Origin of the sequence: Brenneria salicis ATCC 15712 = DSM 30166, assembly GCF_003315515.1 — a bacterium.
GTDB classification, from domain to species: Bacteria; Pseudomonadota; Gammaproteobacteria; order Enterobacterales; family Enterobacteriaceae; genus Brenneria; species Brenneria salicis.
This window is the reverse complement of the sequence record NZ_QNRY01000001.1, coordinates 274569-293660: the sequence shown is the minus strand read 5'-3', so window position 1 is coordinate 293660 and position 19092 is coordinate 274569. Positions and strand designations below refer to the sequence as shown.

Sequence of the window (19092 nt, the reverse complement as noted above, 5' to 3'; positions counted from 1 at the left end):
GTGTCCTGACTGACACAGCAAATAAACCGATGACGTCAGAGAGGATACGGCTTCTCTCTGACGCAGAACGTAAATCAGGCTTTCGGCGGATTAGACGGGGTGTACTGGCTGGTATCCGGTTTAACCGGCAGATTGCAGCCTGCTTCACCCAACCAGTATGGCTTGATGTCGTTCCATACCTTCGGTATCTCGATGGAGTGGTCGTCTTTCACATGGGCCAGATAGATGGTGTGGCTCAGGTGATGACTTTTCGGATCGATACAAACTTTTCCTGACGGGCCGTCCGTACAGATATCCCCGGCTTCCAGCGCGTTGCGCACGGCGACCATATCGGTGCTGCCCGCTTTCTCCACCGCCAACTTGTACAGATAAACCGCATCATAGGCATTGGCGGCCTCCTGATTGATATACGGCTCGTTAGGGAATTTGGCGCGGAAACGCTGTTTGAAATCGTTACTGGCCGGTGTATCCACTTCTTCAATGTAGTTGGCGGTGATATACATGTCTTTCAGCGCGGGCGGCTTGAAGCGTTTGTGCTCGTAAGCCTGACCGACGTTAACTGAACTGCCCATCGGCAGGCCGAGTTTGGCGGCGGCGGCTTGCTCGTAGTAGGAGGATTGGTTGGCCCCCACCAATAACGTCATCACAAAGTCAGGTTTGGCTTTCTGAATATTTTGGATGGTTTGACCGAACTGCGACACGCTGAGCGGAATAAACTCTTCCCCCACCATAGTGCCGCCATTCTCTGTCACAATTTTACGTACCCATTCGGCGGAGATCTGACCAAAGTTATAATCAGCCGCGATGGTGTACACTTTCTTGCCGTATTTCTCCATCATCCACGGGATCAGCGTGGAAAACTGTTGTTCCGGCACCGCGCCAGTCACAAAGACGTTACTGTCGCACACCCCGCCTTCATACTGGTTGTTGTACCAGTACATCTGCTTTTCACGATCCATGATGGGACGGATGGCTTCGCGCGAGGCGCTGGAAAAGGCGCCGAATACGACATCGACTTTGTCGTTTTTAATCAAACGCCGCGCCATTTGCTGGAAGCGGGTGTTATCGGATTGCGTATCGTATTTCACCAGTTCAATTGGGCGACCGAGGATACCGCCTTTGGCATTGATCTCTTCAACGGCGAGTTCTGTCGCATGGATCTTGGGTATGACGGGTAAGGCAAAGTTACCTGATGCATCTTCCAGCAAACCTATTTTTACCGGTTTTTCCGCCGCGCCAGCCAGACCTGAGTAGGTCACGGCAAATGCGGCTGCCAGTGCGAGCGGTAACGCGGCGTAATGACATTTCATTCTGGACATAAATACCCCTGGCGTTGGTGTGAAGAATGGGTGCGAAAAATGGGTCTGAAAAAAAAGCAAAAAAAAAGCCCGGCAAAGTCAGATGACATTGCGAGGGCTCTATTGCCATAACCACAAGCCGACAGCGTTGGCGTTCTTGCGGATAAGTCCCGGTCACTATAAGAAGCGATTCAAAGCGTTGTCAATGATAAATTTTCCAATAAAAATCAAATGGTAAATCATGAGGCCGCTGCACTGAATCGGGGCGCTGACTGCACGAAAAATGAACAGTTCGCTTGCCGCGCGCCGAGGCGGGCTAACTGACGGAACACCCTCATAAAGAGAACTGATCCTGGAGGGTTCAATCACTATCGATGCCAGCGGCTGCGGAATAATTGTTAATCAATTGCACCATTTGTGGAGAGAAAAAAAATGACTGATGAGAGAAGACGTTCAGACCGAAAGGCGGGATTAAGCCACCATGTCGCCCCCCGGTGTCGGGAACAAAAGGTAAAAAATTGTTTCAGATGTCAGAAAAGCGTCAGCCTTGGGTAAATCATCGTTAATAAGGGATTTTTTAAGATATTTCGTTATTTCAGTTGGCGGCGCGGTCAACGATAGTGCCTTCACTAGCCGGTATAGCTGACGATGAAGGGGAGTCGATGATGAATAAAAAAATATTAGCGCTGGTGGCGGCGATGTTTACCGTAACCAGTGGTTTTTCGACCGTATCCTGGGCGGAAGGACCGGGTGGGCAGCAGGGAGATCAGCGGCAACTCAGCCAACCGGGGCAGCAAAAACAGCAGGTTCAGCGTGAGGGTGAAAGAAATCAGCGGCAATCGGTGAGATCCGGCGCAAATGCTAATGATGTAAGGGGCGGAGATCGCCGTGGCCGTGCCGGTGCGGAACGTGATCATTTTTCCTGGAATGGGCGTGATTTTAGAAAAGGACATGCGGTTCCCAAACGTTTCCGGGGCGATGATTATCGCGTGACTGACTGGCGCGATCGCGGTTTATATAAACCGCCGTCAGGTCAACATTGGGCGTATATTGACGGAAACTATGTGTTGATTGCGGCAGCGACGGGGATAATCACCACGATCCTGCTAAACAGCATGTTGAATAACTAGTCAGCCTGCAATGTGTCGATGCGTCGTCCCGCATCGACACATTCTTCTCAATCCGCATCCTCAATTTTCATTCTCACTTCTCACTCCCGTTCGGTGCGTTCCACCGTAAGAATGTCATAAATATGGCATCACTATCAAAAAACACCAGAAAAAGGTAAAATCACGCCTATATGGTAATTAACCTATGATTTTACTTATCTTTGTTATTATTTTTTCAGGAGTTTAATGATGCAGCCATTACCTAATTGCCCAAAATGCAGTTCCGAATATACCTGGCAGGACGGTGAATTACTCAACTGCCCTGAATGTGGTCATGAATGGGCCGCCGGCGCTGAGGCGGCGACCCAGGAAGAAGGATTGATCGTCAGGGACGCCAACGGTAATTTGCTGGCCGACGGCGATACCGTTACGGTGATTAAGGATCTGAAAGTAAAAGGCAGTTCTTCCTCGCTGAAAATTGGTACGCGCGTAAAAGGCATTCGTTTGGTGGAAGGCGACCATAACATTGATTGCAAGATTGATGGCTTTGGCGCGATGAAATTGAAATCCGAATTTGTGAAGAAAAACTGATGCGCCGCGCCCCTGAAGTCAGTCGGGACAGGGCGCAACAATAAGCGCATATTCCGGTGTTTTCCCGTCAGACAATGCTTTAACATAGTCATAACCTTTTCCCTGGCTGGTAATACGGATATCTGATGCGTCATTTGGTGATTCTCCTTCCGCTGTTTGCCGTGCTCTGTGCCTGTAGCAGCAAACCGGCGCCTTCCCTGGCGGCGCCCCAGAGCGCTGCGGTGGTCAAAGGTGGTTTTTTGCTTCAGCCTGCGCATGCGCAGCATCTGCAAGACGGTGATTTTGCTTTTAATCCGGCAACGGCGGCCTTTGTCGATAAAATGGTGCGAGAACATGGTTTCGATCGCCAGCAATTGCTCGAAGTGCTGGGTCAGACAAAACGGCTCGACTGGGTGATTCGCCTGATGGATCGCCAGGCGCCGAGCAGCGGTGTTCCGTCAGGGCCGAACGGCGCGTGGCTCCGTTACCGCAATAAGTTTATTACCCCGGATAATGTGCAAAATGGCGTGGCGTTCTGGGATCAGTATCAGGATGCATTGCAGCGCGCCGGACAAATCTATGGCGTGCCGCCGGAGATTATCGTCGGTATTATCGGCGTGGAAACCCGTTGGGGCCGGATCATGGGCAAAACCCGCATTATTGATGCGCTGGCGACGTTGTCTTTCGCCTATCCGCGTCGCGCCACGTACTTTACCGGCGAACTGGAAACTTTTCTGCTGATGTCGCGCGCCGAAGACAATGATCCCCTCAGCCTGCGCGGTTCCTATGCCGGGGCGATGGGTTACGGTCAGTTTATGCCGTCCTCGTTCAAGAATTATGCGGTGGATTTCGATGGCGACGGCCATATCAATCTGTGGGACCCGGTTGATGCCATCGGCAGCGTGGCCAACTACTTCAAGGCGCATGGTTGGGTCAGCGGGGGTGCGATCGCGGTTCCGGCCAGCGGGCAAGCGCCGTCATTGAGTACGGGCTTCAATACGCGCTACGCCGTCGCCACGTTACAGGCCGCCGGGTTACGGCCACAGACCACGCTGGGCGGTTATGATGAAGCCAGTTTACTGCGTCTTGATATCGGTAGTGGATACCAATACTGGTATGGACTGCCGAATTTCTATGTCATTACCCGTTACAACCACAGCACTCACTACGCCATGGCTGTGTGGCAACTGGGTGAAGCGGTTGGCCGGGCGCGGCAAGGATATTGATTTGTCGCAACAGGGCCTGACGGGTTAACGTCTCAGTCTGCTCGCCGCGGTGGTGATAAATAGCGTCAACATGGGCGCTATTGATATTCAACCCGGTTTCTGCCCTGATTTTTGGCCCGGTACAACGCAATATCGGCGCAGCCATAGAGCGCGTCGAACCCGGTTTTGGGCGGCGCCCAACTGACGCCGAAGCTTGCGGTTATTAACTGCTGCGGCAAGACCTCGATTGGCGTGCTGTTGAGGCTCTGGTGAATATCCTCGGCAATCTTCACGGCTTGTTGCAGCGTAAAGCCATCCAGCAAAATCGTGAACTCTTCGCCGCCGACTCTGCCAATGCTCCCTATCTCTGCCAGCACCCATTGTACCCGCGCCATTAACGCGCAGATGACGCGGTCGCCGGTGGGGTGACCGTAGGCATCATTGATTCGTTTGAAGTTATCGATATCCAGAACAATCAGCCCGGCCTGATTCTGTTCCAGCGTCTGATTGATACGATCAATAATGGCGCCGCGATTATAGACATTGGTCAGCGGATCGTGCGTGGCTTTATATTCCAGTTCGGTGGCCAGCTTGTGTAATTGATGGTTCAGGCGGTTTAATTCCTTTTCCGCGCGATCGCTGCGCGAGATCAACCGGTGGGATTCTCTGACTAAACGCTGGTAGTGCTCCGCAAGCGTCAGCAGCGTATCCCGATACACCTCCGCCGGCATATCCTGCTGGTTGGCGACCCGGCGGGCCGCGAGCAAAATGTCATATTCCGGTGTAAATAATTCAAACGTACTCATGGCGTATTTACTCCTGAATCTGGCTGTGGAAAGTAAGTGCCGGAAAATCGATATGCAGTTCTTCGCCAAATTCCGCCGCGATATCGTCGTCCTTGTCATAGTACCAATACAAGATTATTTCCAGCCCCTGTTCAGCCGCCTGGTTCAAGGTATCGAACAGACTGAAGAGCATCTTGGTGCTGGAACTGTTGAAATAAACCAGCGACACATGAATCTCGATAGCAATCGGGGAGGGCGACGTATCCCCCTGGTTGCTGGCGAGTAGCTGGTGGAGATAATTTTCGATTTGCGCAATCAGAGGACGATAAAACGCGGCCGCATTTTCAGGATAGGATTCACCGGATAAAGCAAGACGGTGAAGCGTAAAGTCGAAATCCACGGTCGGCGTACAAGGCGTTCCTGCGATATTGAGATTGTCCATGTTGGTTATGTTTGTCATTTCAAATAATCGCCTTCAGATAAAACGTAGGCAGGCCCGTTGATGCATCCGCCTGAAAGGTGAACTGAAGCGGCTCACTGGCATCGCGCGCGACGGTCAGTAACCCGATATCGGCGCCCTTGCTCCAGGGCGGCGCCTGATCGCGCAGAGAGGCTTTGTAAGCAAGCCTGATTTCATCGATGGTCATATAACGTAGAGGTTCAAGGCGCACCCGCAGTTTCTCAATATCTTCCGGGGTGACCTGATTGGCGGAAAGTAAAAAATATTTCCCGTTTTCATAACCGATGCATACGGCGCCGTGGCGAACTTCATGCGCTTGATCGACGATGGCGAGATCGGCGGCGGAATAGCGGATAATGTTTTGCACCATTTCAATAAAAGCCGAAAAGAGTTTGCGGCGGATGCCCGCCGGCACCTGTTTTTTTTCAAGCTGCAACCGCACCGTTTCAGCCAATGAGCTAATGATGTTTTGTGAAAAATACCCCACGTAATACAGGGTGATATCATGCTGATGTGTGGTGTCGAAGAACTCGGTGTACTTAGTCTCTGACATAATCGCGCTTCGCCTGATTAAGAAAATATCGAAAGCCCCAAAAGGTTAAATCATCCCTTCTGATCTGATGTCCCTGATAGATTTTATGTTCTTGTAATAATTGGCTGGCAAGTTCGCGCATTGGCTGTGTCTGGTGACGCAGCAAAAATGCCTGTAGCCGACGCTTGCCGAACATAATCCGTCGTTCACCGCCAATTTGATCCGTCATCCCGTCCGTGGCGGTAAAAACGAGATCGCCGTCATTTAGCTTCAATTGGTGGTTTGGCCATTGATAATCGTATGGCGTATCCGTATAGCCGACGCCCATGCGATCAGTGTCAAGCACGCTTATCTGAGCGGTGTGCCGCGCCACGCTGAACGCGGTCATACGGGCATTGGCCCAGGCGAGGGTATTGGTGGCGGCGTCGCAAAACATCACTATCGCATCGCAACCATCGTTGGAGGCGACGGACTGGTGTGTCTCACCACGCTGGCCAAGCGTATTCTTGATGTGTTGATTAATGCCCTGGAGCAACAGCGACGGTGTCTGCGGGCCATGTTGCGTCAGCGCCTGTTCCAGCGCTGAGGAAAAAATCAGGGTCATAAACGCGCCGGGTACGCCGTGGCCGGTGCAATCCGCAATGACGGCAAGCCAGCTTTGTTGGTAGGTTTTGAAGTAATAGCTGTCGCCGCCGACACAATCGCGTGGTTCCCAGGTCAGACACCAGTCTGTCAGTGAACGCGACATGGCTTGCCGTGAGGTGGTGAGCATCGCTTCCTGGATCACCCGTGCATACTCAATGCTTTGCATGATCTGCTGGTGTTGATGGAGATGCATGGCGGACACCGCTTTGATCAGGTCAATCCCTAAACCTATGCCGATATAACGACCGTTTTGAGTGACGATAAAGCCATCGGTCAGCGATTTATCGCCATTCGTCACCGTCTGATCCGCGACGCTGTTCAGTGATGCCGCGGCATCAATGATCAGCGGATTTTTGTCCATAAAGGCAATGCAACTTTTTTTATCATAAAGTTCGCGGTAAAAAGGCCGCGACATCTGCGACATGAAAATATGGCGATTAATCAGCCCGAACGGACGGCCATTCTCCACCACCGGCAGGCTAACCAACGCTTTGTTCTTGCCGAAAATCTCTAATACTGTGGCGTTATTGGTATTGGGGGACACATCCGGCGTCGGGATGCAAAGATCCAGTGCTGTGGGTGGGAACCAGATGCTTTTTTGAATGCTCGGAGCAGATATGGTGGCCATAAGTTCCTTAATGGCTGACAGATTTGCTTGCCATGATAGACGATGTTGATGACCGAATAATGACAATCACCCAAGAGCATATTACGGCTCAACCTTCCGCCAGCACCTCATTCATGATCTGGGTTTGCCAGTCGAAATAGGGATTGAAAGTCAGACATATGTGGATTTTTCCCTCTTCCTGATAGCCCCAATCGGAGTACCAGAGTGAGCGCCGGTCCTGACATTGTTGCGGACTGTTGCTGGTTTGCCCATTGGCGCAAATAACCACCACGCCTGCCGGACCATAGGTTTCGTTCTCTGGCGAGAACAGGATCGACATAGGTGAAAACTGACTGATACGCCATTCGGGAAGACGATCGCTGCGGATGAGCACCCGTGAAGAAGCGGTATCGGCGGGCGGATTGCCATACCAGATGAGTCGGCTACGCGAGTTGGTGAACCATACTTTTGTCATCGGTCTGGAATACCCGATTTTGCTCCACCCAACGTGTGGTTTCCTGTTGGTAACGAGCAAATGAGGTTTGCCCAAGCGGTGTGATGTCATAGGATTTTTCGCTGCAACCCGCGATAAACAGCAGGGCAACAGCGACAATCAGATTGGCCAGGATTGCCGGGGCTGAGAAGAAAGCTGGCTTTCCCTTCGATGATAGTTTCATCTGTCGTCTGTTTCCTTCTTTCTAAACGTCATGTGACGCATGGGCGGCGAGCAGGTAAATCGGTACGGCAGCACGGATTAAGTTGGAGACATTATCCTCCTTGAGCAGCATGAGCAGGGTGTCTGTGGCTTGAGAAGAAAAAGCCGCTGTAAGTAAAAATAGTGATGTCAGATACTTAAACATTAGTTTATTCCTTGTATCACACGAATATTATTTCCTCTATAACCGAGGGAAATACTGGGTGATTCCTGACGCACATCAATATGACTATATAATGAAAAGACGTTATGACAATAATTAAATGAAACTCATGGCGGAGTTTATGTATTGTCTGGCTGATTGTGGTTTTCCTCTCCTTTTATTTATTATTTTATTTTTATAAAAATATTTTATTCGTTTTTAACGAGATATTCAGATTGTTAACCTGAATAAAAAGGAAATACCGGACTCCGCCGTATTCGGCTTATTCTGCATAGGGCATTCCTCCCCTGCACCGACTATTGCGGCTTGCCGGTGGGCAATAGGCAATCATCCATGATGCGATGACCAACGCTATACAGTCAGCAGTGGCTGGGGCATCATACGGCCCGATGTCAGCTTTCCTCTGACAGAAGCATACGTCATCCACTCACGGACGGTCGTTCCGGGCAGCGCGGTTCGGCTTGTCGGCAAGACCAGTAGGTTGGTATAGATTATGGAAAGGATGTTTAAATCATTGTTTGTGATCGTAGTGGTGTGTTTTTCTGCGCTGGTCGGCGCGGCGGAACATCGGCCCAACATTGTGATTTTGGCGACGGGCGGCACCATCGCCGGTTCTGCGGCGGCGAATACGCAAACCACAGGATATCAGGCCGGGGCGTTGGGCGTGGATACGCTGATCAATGCCGTCCCTGAATTGAAAACGCTGGCCAATATCACAGGCGAGCAGGTGGCCAATATCGGTAGTGAAAACATGACCAGCGATGTGCTGTTGAAGCTCGGTAAAAAGGTTAATGCACTGCTGGCGCGTGAGGATGTTGATGGCGTGGTCATCACGCATGGTACGGATACGCTTGATGAGTCGCCTTACTTTCTCAACCTGACGGTAAAAAGCGACAAACCGGTTGTTTTTGCGGCGGCCATGCGGCCAGCCACGTCGATCAGCGCCGATGGCCCGATGAATCTGTACGGCGGATAAAAACGCGCGTGGCCGCGGGGTGATGGTGGTGATGAACGATCGTATTGGATCGGCGCGTTTTATCACTAAAACCAATGCATCAACCCTGGACACGTTCAAAGCGCCGGAAGAGGGCTACCTCGGCGTGATTATCGGTGACAGAATCTATTACCAGAACCGTCTGGACAAGATCCACACCACCCGTTCGATTTTTGACGTAAGCCAACTGGAAAAACTGCCGCCAGTCGATATTATTTATGGCTATCAGGATGATCCTGAATACCTGTATGATCCGGCGATAGCACATGGCGTAAAAGGGATCGTCTATGCGGGCATGGGCGCGGGCAGCGTTTCCAAACGCAGTAACGCCGGTATCCGCAAGGCGGAAAGCAAAGGTATTGTCGTGGTTCGTTCCAGCCGTACCGGTAGTGGCGTTGTTCCGCCGGATGCTGGTCAGCCGGGGCTGGTGTCGGATTCGCTCAATCCGGCTAAATCACGTATTCTGCTGATGCTGGCGTTGACGAAAACCACGAATCCGGCGGTGATTCAGGAATATTTCCATACTTATTAACCGATGCCGGCACGTGCGCGCAAGCAGTGCTATCTTGCAAGCTGACGGTTATTTATAGCGAAGTGCGACGGCCCCGTTATTTATCTCGGGGCTGCTTTCTGTGGCAATGGCTGATGATAAAAGCAGCGCATGGCTGTTACATCACAAGACATTGCCAGTGGGTTTAACCAACGTTGATGACCTGACCGTATCATGATGTTGTCAAAACGGGTTTGGTGAAAATAAGGATACGTCATTAGATGACACAACCCATTTTTATGGTTGGCGCCAGAGGCTGTGGGAAAACCACGGTCGGGGAGCAACTATCGCGGGCGTTAGGATATGACTTCGTCGATACTGATGTGTTTATGCAACAGAGCAGTAAGATGACGGTGGCCGAGGTGGTGGCGCAGGAAGGATGGCAGGGGTTTCGGCAACGCGAGAGTCTGGCATTACAGCAGGTTGCGTCTAATCGCCGCGTCATTGCCACTGGCGGCGGTATGGTGTTGGCGGAAGCCAACAGGCGTTTTATGCATGAACGCGGTATTGTGATTTATCTGCACGCCAGCGCTGAGCTACTGGCGCAACGCCTTGAGGTAAATCCGCTGGATCAGCAGCGGCCCACGCTCACCGGTCGGCCTATCGCCGAAGAGATGGCGGATGTGCTGGCCGCGCGCGAAGCGCTTTACCGTGGCGTCGCCCATCATATTGTGGATGCGACGCAAGCGCCGGCGATGATTGTAGCGGATGTGATACAGGTGCTGCGCCTGTCGGCCGCATAACGCGGCTAGCAAAATAATCATCAGTTGGTGTTACCGATAGCGCACTTTTATTGAATAGATAGTGACAGTGGCGCGGTTCTCCTTTTAAGATGACTTTTCTTGATTTTTTCCGACGATAGGTGCCGCGTTATGCTGAAGGTAAACGAGTATTTTGCAGGGAAAGTGAAATCCATTGGCTTTGATAGCGGTAGCATTGGCCGCGCCAGTGTTGGTGTGATGGACGCGGGAGAGTATACGTTTGCGACGGGAGGTGCGGAAGAAATGACGGTGATTACCGGCGCGCTGAAAGTCTTGTTGCCGGGCGCACCTGACTGGCAGGTATTTATGCCGGGGGATTCGTTTTTTGTTCCTGCCCAGAGCGAGTTCAATTTGCAGGTGGTGGAAGCCTCTTCTTATTTATGTAAATATCTGTAATGCTGCTCTTCTGCTAAAGTTGGTTATTATGCGCCGCTTTTTTTGTTTATGAAAAGCGGTGTTTTTGTTTATTTTCGCTCCCATAGTATTTTTTAGCGTATAATCTGCCATCTGTAATATATAATATGGGTTATAAGTTATTTTAATTATCAGGTGATATATTTTTTCTTATTGTTTGTGTGTGGTTTTATCTGCTGTCCGTTTCATTATTCTTAAAAATTTAATTCGTTACATTCTTAATTATGAATGTTAATGTTTTATTTTTATTAAAAGGTTGGTTAAACTGTTTAATTACTTCTGCGCGCGTCTCGGTAAATTAACACGGCTTAATGAGATCTGGCTCAAGTTTTATTTTATTATGCCGTTATGAAAGATATTACAATTCCATGCTAAGAGTCTCCTATGCTGAAAACAACACGTGGCCGCATTTTGGCGGCTTGTACGACAATCGTTGTACTTTCTCTCGCCATTAATACTTTTCTTAATTACACCATAGCAAATAACTCTAATGAGGATTCCATCGATAACATGCTGAATGCGGTAGCGACCAGCCACAGTATGGCGATTGGCGAATGGGTGCAATCTAAAACCCTGATGGTTACCGCGCTCAACGACAACGTGCTGACCAATAGCGATCCTATTCCTCTGTTTAAACAGGTAGCCGCTTCTGGCGGATTCATTAATGTTTATATGGGATATGAGGATAAAACCGCGAAATTTTCCGATCCTGCGGGGATCCCCGCGGATTATAACCCGACGATCCGTCCCTGGTATCAACAGGCGGTGAAAGCAGGCAAACCGATTGTCACCGCGCCTTATGTCGATGTTTCGACCAAAGAATTGATTGTTTCTTTCGCCGCGCCGGTGTCGGATGGCGGCACGGTCAAGGGGGTGCTGGGCAGCGATGTGACCATGCAGAGTGTGATTGAGAACGTGAAGTCAATCCATCCAACGCCTGCCAGCTTTGGCGTGTTGATCGCGCGTGACGGCACGATTATTGCGCATCCCGATGAAAAGCTCACATTGAAGAATATTGCCGGGATCGCGCCGGGTATTGATCTGAGTGCGTTAATCGCGGCGACACGTCCGCTGGCCATTGATGTCGCGGGCGCGATAAAACTGGTGCTCGCCCGGCCGATCCGCGGCACGGATTGGTATATGTTGGTGGCGCTGGATAGAGCCGAAGCCACCGAAGGCATGCGCTCTTTGCTGTTCACCTCGGTCGGTACGCTGCTGGTGATTGCATTACTCGGTTCGCTGGTGGTTGGATTCATCATTACGTCAACGCTGAAGCGCTTGCTGTTGATCCGTGATGCGATGGACGACATCAGTCATGGCAACAACGATCTGACGCAGCGCTTGCCGGATGAAGGGCATGATGAGGTCGCGCAGATCGCGCGTTCATTTAATATCTTTATCGATAAGCTTGGCCAGGTCATGTCTCAGATCCGTGATATCAGCGCCTCGTTACAGATGGCGGCGGATGAAATCTCGGCGGGAAATAATGACCTGTCGTCGCGCACTGAGTCTGCGGCGTCGAGTATTCAGCAAACGGCGGTGGCGTTGGAGCAGATTTCCGCAACGGTGACGCAATCTGCCGGTTCTGCGCAGCAGGTGAATGCAAAAGCGCTGACGCTGGCGAAAGATGCCGGGGTGGGCGGAAAGGTCGTGTCTGATGTGATTGTCACAATGGAGGATATTGTGGCCGCGTCCGGCAAAATCGGCGATATTATCGGCGTGATTGACGGCATCGCCTTCCAGACGAATATCCTGGCGCTCAATGCGGCGGTGGAAGCGGCGCGGGCTGGCGAGCAGGGGCGCGGTTTCGCCGTAGTCGCGGGTGAAGTGCGTAATCTGGCGCAGCGCAGCGCGCAGGCGGCGAAAGAGATTAAAGCGCTGATTGAATCGACCGTTGCCAGCGTCACATCCGGTTCGACACAGGTGCGCCAGGCCAGCAGTACCATGAATGAAATTGTTGGCGGGGTCTCAACGGTAACGACGGTGATGTCTGAGATCACCCATGCGGCCGATGAACAGATGCGCGGCATCCATGAAATCAACAAAGCGGTCGCGCAGTTGGACTCGATGGTGCAGCAGAATGCGGCGTTGGTTCAGGAGTCTGCGGCGGCATCCGCTGCGTTGCAGTCTCAGGCCGACGATTTGACGGCGGTAATTGGACACTTCAAAGTATAGGCATGATGCCCGTCGCAACCATGTTGGTTAACGGCGGGCATCACTAAGGGCCGTACATTCATAGCGAGATTAGCGCTGCGCCTCGCCGCCCAGCGCTTCAATCAGATTACTGATCAGGGCCGCCAGTTCGCTGGTCATCAGAATAAAATCGGCATCGAAACGCTGCGCAAAATCATCCCGGTCAATGTCATCATTCTGCTCACGCAACGTATCGGAGAATTTCAGTCGTTTCAGCGACCCGTCGTCCGACAGCACCAGTTGCAGACGTTCCTGCCATTCCAACGCCAGTTTGGTGACCAACTTACCGGCTTCAATGTGGACGGCTATCTCGTCGCTCACCAGATCCTGCTTCTTACAGCGAATAACCCCGCCATCTTCCAGAATGGCTTTCAACTCGGCCTCATCCTGTAAGGTGAAACCCGCCGGCGGTTCGCCGGAACGCACCCATTCGGTCAACGTCAGTTCTATTGGATTTTCCAGGGTAAGCGGCACGACAGGCAGCGAACCAAGCGTTTTACGCAACAGCGCCAGCGTATCCTCGGCTTTTTTAGCGCTGGCCGCATCCACCATGATCAGGCCATTTACCGTATCAATCCATAACCAGACCTGACTGAACCGGCTGAAAGCGCGCGGCAGCAGGCTGTGCAGCACTTCGTCTTTCAGGGAGTCTTTTTCGGTCTTTTTAAGCTTGCGGTGTTGTTCCGCTTCCAGACGCTCGATTTTGGCTTGCAGCGTTTGTTTAATTACCGGTGAAGGCAGAATTTTCTCTTCTTTGCGAGCGCAGATAACGATCTGTCCATTCACGATGTGCGTCAATGCATCACTGTGAGAACCCATGGGCGATACCCAACCGGTTTTCATCATGTCCTGACTACCGCAGGGCGTAAAAGCAAAGCTGGCAAGCTGTTTTTCCAGTTCATCCGCCGATAGAACGTTCCCTTTGGATAAAACAGCGTCCCGGCTTAAGCGGTAAATCATTAAGTTTTTAAACCACAGCATGGTGTTATCCCTGACTGGGCGCGCAGGTTTGCACGCGGGTTTATTGATGCAGCGCGCATGATAACCAATTCGGCGGGCTTATGTAGCATAAAATGAGATCATTCAGCGCCGCCGCACCGCGCAAACTGCGGCGCCAGACGGCTAAGTCCCAAACCGTTTACTTTTTCCACTTTGATCTGCACCGGGATGCGCTCTTTCATCGCCTCGACATGACTGATGACGCCGATCGTCTTACCGGAGGCGTTAAGATTATCCAGCGCGTCCAACGCGATATCGAGGGTTTCTGCATCCAGCGTACCAAAGCCTTCATCCAGAAACAGCGAATCAATACTGGTTTTATTACTCACCAGATCGGAAAGCGCCAGCGCCAGCGCCAGACTGACCAGAAAGCTCTCGCCGCCAGACAGGGTACGGGTATCCCTGATGGCGTCTGCCTGCCAGGTATCCACCACTTGAAGCTCCAGTTCTTCGCTGGTTTTCCGCTGTAGCTGATAGCGGCCATGTAAGCGGGAAAGCTGCCGATTAGCCAGATATACCAGATGATCCAGCGTCAGACCTTGGGCGAAACGGCGGAATTTATCGCCTTTCTGTGAGCCAATCAGATCATTGAGGCAACTCCAGTCATCATAGTGTTGCTGACTTTGCGCGATTTCGGTCAACAGCGCCTGCTGGTTTTGCCGATGCCGCTGATCGTCATTGAGCCGCTGGCGGATTTCACCCTGTTGTTGATGATTTGCTTTCATTTTTTCCTGATGCGCGGCCAACGCCTGCTCAATGGCGGGCGGTGTGGCGTCCTCGGCGAGTGTGGCGGGTCGCTGTTGCCGGTGAGTCAGTAATTGCTGTTCTGCCTGCTGATATAAGGCAATGGCCTGCTGGCGCGCCTGAGACAGCTTTTCTCTCCATTCCTGTAATCGGCAACACTCTTGCTCATCAAGTAAGGCATGGTTGAAGGCGGTTTCATCGGAGAAGCCGCTTTGTTGCAACGCTTGCGCGAAGTGCTGTGCGGCCTGTTGAGTCAACGCGGCAACGCGGGTGTGCTGCTGTATGACGCTGCTTAGCTCACCGTTCAGACGACTGAGGGTTGACTCGGTCTGTTGACGTTGTTGCTGTACCTGCTGACAGGCTTGTTCATAGTGCTGGCTGAGTTGACGCAGTTGGTTGCTGACTTCCGCTGTCTGTTGGCGGCCAAAAATCTGCCGCCGTTGCTGTCGGCATGCCTCCAACGCTTTGCATAGCAAGGCCTGTTGCTGGGTCAGCGCTTGCGCCTGTTGCGTCGTTTCCGCCAGCATATTGGTCAGATGGTGATATTGCGTCTCTAATGCCGTGAGTTGGTTTACGTTCTGTTGCAACGCCTGTTCGGTATTTCTCCAGCGTTGCCATTCATCCGTTCGCTGCGCCAGCCAATCCGCTTGTTCCGTTATGGCTGGCAGGGGCAGGGCGAACGTCTTTAACGTATCCGCCAATGACTGTTGATGCTGCGTTTGCTGTGTGTGCAGCCGTTGTAGTGATTGCTGAACCTCATCCTGCGCCTGTTGCAGCGTCTGCTGCTGTTGATTATTCAGGGCGATCGCTGGTTGGGTATTTTGCAGCGCGGCATTGGCGTTAGTCAGTGAATCCTTACTTTCCTGCCACTGCTTTTGCGCCTGCTCCCGGACGACGATCTGCTGTTGAATCTGTTGCTCCCTGATTTCACTTTGCGTCAGCCAGTCGGTCACTTCAGCGGCTTGATCAGGGGGAAACTCCACTTGTAAGCGCTTACTGACCTCTTGCCACTGTTGCAGCAGCGTCTGGTATTCATCAGCCAGCCGGCAAGCCTCCTCGGATTGTTGCTGAAACTGTTGATTTAATGAGGCAAGTCGTGCATCGCCATGTGTCAGCGCATTTTCCGACTGACTGGTTTCCTGTCGCAATTGAAGCAGGCGTTGCTCGGTTTGTGAGGGTCGCAGCGCCTGGTAGCTGGCAATCGCCGGGTGATGGGTTGAGCCGCACAGCGGGCATGCTTCGCCCGGCTGTAAGCGATCCCGCTCGGCTTCCAACTGAACAATGCGCAATTCCAACTGATAACATTTTTCCATATCGGCCAGATGATCGCGCCGTTGTTCCCATGTTTTCCGCTGCTGTTTCTGCTCTGTTTCCAACTGTTGGATCGATTCCCGCAACGGATTCTGCTGCTTTTCCACCTGTTGCTGACGCAGTGTTAACCGTTGGAACAACGCCAGTGTGGTTGCCAGTTGCTGACGCTCAGGACGCCAGGAGATGGACTGACTTAGCTGCTGATACAGTGCGGCGAGAGGCTGAGCGGCCTCCTGAGCGTCCATTGTCTGCTGATGTTGCGTGAACTGCCGTTGCGCTTCCTCAACGGTAGCTTGCCGCGCACTCTGCTGTGCGGTTAACGATCCGGCTGTTTGCCTTAACTGTTCCGCTTGTCCGGCAAAGGCGGTCTGCTTTTGCCGCAGGTTGGTTGTCTCATCCTGCAATTGTTGCTGTCGCTGAAATTGCGCGCGCCACAGCGAGAGATGTTCTCCCCAATGCTGATGATGGACATGCTGCTGTTGATAGGCGGTAAGCTGTTCAATCTGCTGCCGGGTCGTTTGCCGTTGCTGCTCGTTTTGGGCCTGTTGGTGTTGCGTCGCTTGTTGACGCGCCACGGCCTGTTCGCGTTCCTGCCGTTGTTTCTCCGCCTGCTGTTGCAGCGTCTTGATCTGATGATCGAGCGGGATCACTTGCTCATTAATCAGCGTTTCTTGCTGTTGACGAAAATTTGCATGTTCGCGTAGTGTCTGAACGGCTTGTTCTTCTTGTTCGCGTAGTGCGGCGAGCGTGGCAGTCTGGGTTTGCTGCTGTTCCATCAGCCGGACAACCTGCTGCGTCAGGTCGGCGGATTCGCGTTGATAGCGTTCCCGCTCCTGTTGGAGCGGGCGGAGTTTTTCCGCCGGTTCGCTTTGCGCCAGCTTTGCCAATTGCGGCTGGGCCTGCAACATGGCGGTTTCAGCCGCGGCATGCTGTGTTTTCGCCGTGGCGAGGGATGACTGGCGCTGCGCCAACAGATCAAACCAACGTTGATGAGTCAGCGCTAGCTCACGTTCTGCGTTAACGTTTTGCTCCTGCCGGAGCAGGGCGGCAAGCTCGTTTTCCAGTTGCTGACGCTGTTCGTCATTAAGCAGTTCAATACCGGCGGCTTTGGCCTGTAAGGTATCCAGCGCGTTTCTGGCTTGCTTGTGCCTGTCGAAGACACGCTCGGAAATCAGGCCGTAGATGTCTGTGCCCGTCAGTTCTTCCAGCAGTTCCGCCCGATCATTCGCATTTGCATTAAGAAAGGCGGCGAACTGCCCCTGCGACAGCATCATGGAGCGGGTAAAACGGTCAAAATTCAGACCGGTGATGTCCGCGGTCATCGCCAGTTTGTCCGTCAGTTTTTCACTCAGGATCTTGCCGTTCTCAATCAGAGCCAGTTCCGCTTTCGGCGTTTGCAGATTGCCTTGCGCCGCGTTTCTGGCCCGTCGCTGACTCCAGAAGGCGCGATAGCCAACGCCTCTGACCTCGAATTCCACCTCGGCCAGACATTCCGCCGTACCGCGCGTCATCAGTTCGTTTTGACCGGCGGAAATGTTTTTGAGCCGCGGCGTTTCGTGGTAGAGCGCCAGACAAATGGCGTCCAGCAGCGTGGTTTTCCCGGCGCCGGTCGGCCCGGTAATGGCAAACAGGCCGTTGCTGGAGAACGGTTCCTGGGTGAAGTCGATTTTCCATTCCCCTTGCAGGGCATTGAGATTTTTTAAGCGCAGACTGAGGATTTTCATTCGGCGAGTTCACCCTGTTCCAATTCATTAATTACCTGCCCAAACAGCACGCGTACCCGCTGCTGGCGGGATTCCTCCAGATCAACGGCGGTCGCCAGCCGACGTTCAAACACGTCGTGTACGGTCAGTTCATCCAGCGTCTCTTTTTCCTGTCGGGCGATGGCTTGCTGATGTTGTTCACGGTTGCGGCGCAGCAGCAATACCTCAACGGCTAAGCCGTCGGTCAGCGCCTGAATGCGTTTCTGGATATCGCTCAGATAAGCTTGCGTGGTGATTTCAATATCCAGCCAGATCGGTTTTTCCCCTTGATAATCGGCAAAGACGGCAAGCTGGCGCTCTATGTCCGTCAGGTTGGCTTTGATAAGTTGCATCGGCTGGGTGACCGGCACCGGCAGCGCGTCGATGATCGGCGGACTGTCCGGCGCGAATGTCACCAGACAAACGGATTTTTCGCTGCCCAATTCATCGAAGCTCAACGGAATGGGCGAGCCGCTGTAACGTATATGCGCGCTTTGCGTCACACGTTGCGGTCGGTGGATATGGCCGAGCGCGATATAGTCGGCGGGGGGGAACGCTTGTGCCGGGAACGCATCCAGGGTGCCGATGTAAATATCCCGCACCGAGTCGGAGGCGGTGACGCCGACGGTGGTCAGGTGGCCGGTGGCGATGATGGGCAATGGCAGCCCCAGCGCATCACGCTGGCGGCACGCCAGTTGATAACACTGTTGGTAGTGTGCGGCGATGGCATTCAGCAAAGTCAGTTGCTTTTCCTCACCGGATTGTCCGGCCTGACTGCTCATCAGATCTCGCGGACGTAAAAACGGGATAGCGCAGAGGATGGCGCCGGGCTGATGCTGACGGTTTTCCAGCACCATCACTTGCTTATCGGGATCGCCATCGGTACTGGCGATGACGCGCGTATTCAGGCAGGCCAGCAGATCCCGTGATTCGTTCAGCGTGGCGACGGAATCATGATTACCGCCCAACACCACCAGTTGGCAGCCTGTGCGTTGCAGTTCGACCACGAAACGGTAATACATTTCTCTGGCGTAACTGGGCGGCGAACCGTTATCAAAGATATCGCCAGCTACTATTACTGCATCCACCTGATGCTGTTCAACCTGGGCGATCAGCCAATGCAGGAAGGCCTGATGCTCGGCGGCACGGCTTTTGGTATAAAAATACTGTCCCAAATGCCAGTCGGCGGTGTGAATAATACGCATGGAACTCCCTGAATGGCTGTCATTGCAATGCCGGTGATTATAAACAACCACCGCGACGGCTGTCGCCGCGAAAACCTGTTTTTGGAAAGC

General features: G+C 52.6%; 17 protein-coding genes and 1 pseudogene. 7 read left to right on the top strand and 11 right to left on the bottom strand.

Annotated elements, in window-relative coordinates; translation table 11 throughout:
* Positions 1-74: 74 nt before the first annotated feature.
* A complete protein-coding gene (locus tag DES54_RS01425; protein ID WP_240634896.1) occupies positions 75-1319 on the bottom strand; it encodes an urea ABC transporter substrate-binding protein in 1245 nt (414 codons plus the stop codon).
* A gap of 644 nt (positions 1320-1963) precedes the next feature.
* Between DES54_RS01425 and DES54_RS01415 the strand changes: the two genes are divergently transcribed.
* The 3 genes from DES54_RS01415 to mltB all read left to right on the top strand — a co-directional run bounded on the left by DES54_RS01415 (position 1964) and on the right by mltB (position 4203).
* Positions 1964-2428, top strand: a complete 465-nt coding sequence (locus DES54_RS01415; protein WP_113864865.1) for an RcnB family protein — start codon at positions 1964-1966, stop codon at positions 2426-2428.
* A 228-nt stretch (positions 2429-2656) separates the two neighbouring features.
* Positions 2657-2998, top strand: a complete 342-nt coding sequence (locus DES54_RS01410; RefSeq protein ID WP_113864827.1) for a zinc ribbon domain-containing protein YjdM — start codon at positions 2657-2659, stop codon at positions 2996-2998.
* Between the two features lie 125 nt (positions 2999-3123).
* Positions 3124-4203, top strand: coding sequence for a lytic murein transglycosylase B (gene mltB / locus DES54_RS01405; RefSeq protein WP_113864826.1), 1080 nt, complete (start codon positions 3124-3126; stop codon positions 4201-4203).
* A 77-nt stretch (positions 4204-4280) separates the two neighbouring features.
* Here the strand turns inward: mltB and DES54_RS01400 are convergent, their stop codons facing one another.
* From DES54_RS01400 to DES54_RS18535, 7 genes are all read right to left on the bottom strand, one after another.
* A complete protein-coding gene (locus DES54_RS01400; RefSeq protein ID WP_113864825.1) occupies positions 4281-4988 on the bottom strand; it encodes a GGDEF domain-containing protein in 708 nt (235 codons plus the stop codon).
* A gap of 7 nt (positions 4989-4995) precedes the next feature.
* Positions 4996-5427 carry a DUF1987 domain-containing protein gene (locus DES54_RS01395; protein ID WP_113864824.1) on the bottom strand — a complete coding sequence of 144 codons (432 nt, stop codon included), beginning with the start codon at positions 5425-5427 and terminating at the stop codon, positions 4996-4998.
* A gap of 1 nt (position 5428) precedes the next feature.
* Positions 5429-5980, bottom strand: coding sequence for a SiaB family protein kinase (locus DES54_RS01390; protein WP_211185907.1), 552 nt, complete (start codon positions 5978-5980; stop codon positions 5429-5431).
* Positions 5967-7232 (bottom strand): SpoIIE family protein phosphatase, encoded by a 1266-nt coding sequence (locus tag DES54_RS01385; protein WP_113864822.1) that lies wholly within the window; start codon positions 7230-7232, stop codon positions 5967-5969. Before DES54_RS01385 ends, DES54_RS01390 begins: the two co-directional genes overlap by 14 nt.
* Before the next feature lie 88 nt (positions 7233-7320).
* Positions 7321-7686 carry a hypothetical protein gene (locus tag DES54_RS01380; protein WP_205680151.1) on the bottom strand — a complete coding sequence of 122 codons (366 nt, stop codon included), beginning with the start codon at positions 7684-7686 and terminating at the stop codon, positions 7321-7323.
* Positions 7655-7888, bottom strand: coding sequence for a hypothetical protein (locus DES54_RS01375; RefSeq protein ID WP_113864821.1), 234 nt, complete (start codon positions 7886-7888; stop codon positions 7655-7657). The genes DES54_RS01380 and DES54_RS01375 overlap by 32 nt, the downstream gene beginning before the upstream one ends.
* 21 nt (positions 7889-7909) lie before the next feature.
* Positions 7910-8071, bottom strand: coding sequence for a hypothetical protein (locus DES54_RS18535; RefSeq protein ID WP_169050398.1), 162 nt, complete (start codon positions 8069-8071; stop codon positions 7910-7912).
* 511 nt (positions 8072-8582) lie between these two features.
* Here DES54_RS18535 and DES54_RS01370 point away from each other — a divergent pair.
* From DES54_RS01370 to DES54_RS01355, 4 genes and pseudogenes are all read left to right on the top strand, one after another.
* Positions 8583-9615 (top strand): annotated as a pseudogene (locus DES54_RS01370) (type II asparaginase).
* 239 nt (positions 9616-9854) lie between these two features.
* Positions 9855-10376: a shikimate kinase AroL gene (gene aroL / locus DES54_RS01365; protein WP_113864820.1), complete on the top strand. Its 522-nt coding sequence runs from the start codon at positions 9855-9857 to the stop codon at positions 10374-10376.
* A gap of 129 nt (positions 10377-10505) precedes the next feature.
* Positions 10506-10790: a pyrimidine/purine nucleoside phosphorylase gene (ppnP, locus tag DES54_RS01360; protein WP_113864819.1), complete on the top strand. Its 285-nt coding sequence runs from the start codon at positions 10506-10508 to the stop codon at positions 10788-10790.
* A gap of 402 nt (positions 10791-11192) precedes the next feature.
* The gene (locus tag DES54_RS01355) at positions 11193-12983 is read left to right on the top strand and encodes a methyl-accepting chemotaxis protein (RefSeq protein ID WP_113864818.1); all 1791 of its coding nucleotides are present in this window, start codon (positions 11193-11195) and stop codon (positions 12981-12983) included.
* Between the two features lie 69 nt (positions 12984-13052).
* Here the strand turns inward: DES54_RS01355 and rdgC are convergent, their stop codons facing one another.
* The 3 genes from rdgC to sbcD all read right to left on the bottom strand — a co-directional run bounded on the left by rdgC (position 13053) and on the right by sbcD (position 19002).
* Positions 13053-13982 carry a recombination-associated protein RdgC gene (gene rdgC, locus DES54_RS01350; protein WP_113864817.1) on the bottom strand — a complete coding sequence of 310 codons (930 nt, stop codon included), beginning with the start codon at positions 13980-13982 and terminating at the stop codon, positions 13053-13055.
* Between the two features lie 98 nt (positions 13983-14080).
* Positions 14081-17779 carry an AAA family ATPase gene (locus tag DES54_RS01345; protein ID WP_113864816.1) on the bottom strand — a complete coding sequence of 1233 codons (3699 nt, stop codon included), beginning with the start codon at positions 17777-17779 and terminating at the stop codon, positions 14081-14083.
* Complete coding sequence (sbcD, locus tag DES54_RS01340) at positions 17776-19002, bottom strand: exonuclease subunit SbcD (protein ID WP_113864815.1); 1227 nt, start codon at positions 19000-19002, stop codon at positions 17776-17778. The genes DES54_RS01345 and sbcD overlap by 4 nt, the downstream gene beginning before the upstream one ends.
* Positions 19003-19092: the final 90 nt, after the last annotated feature.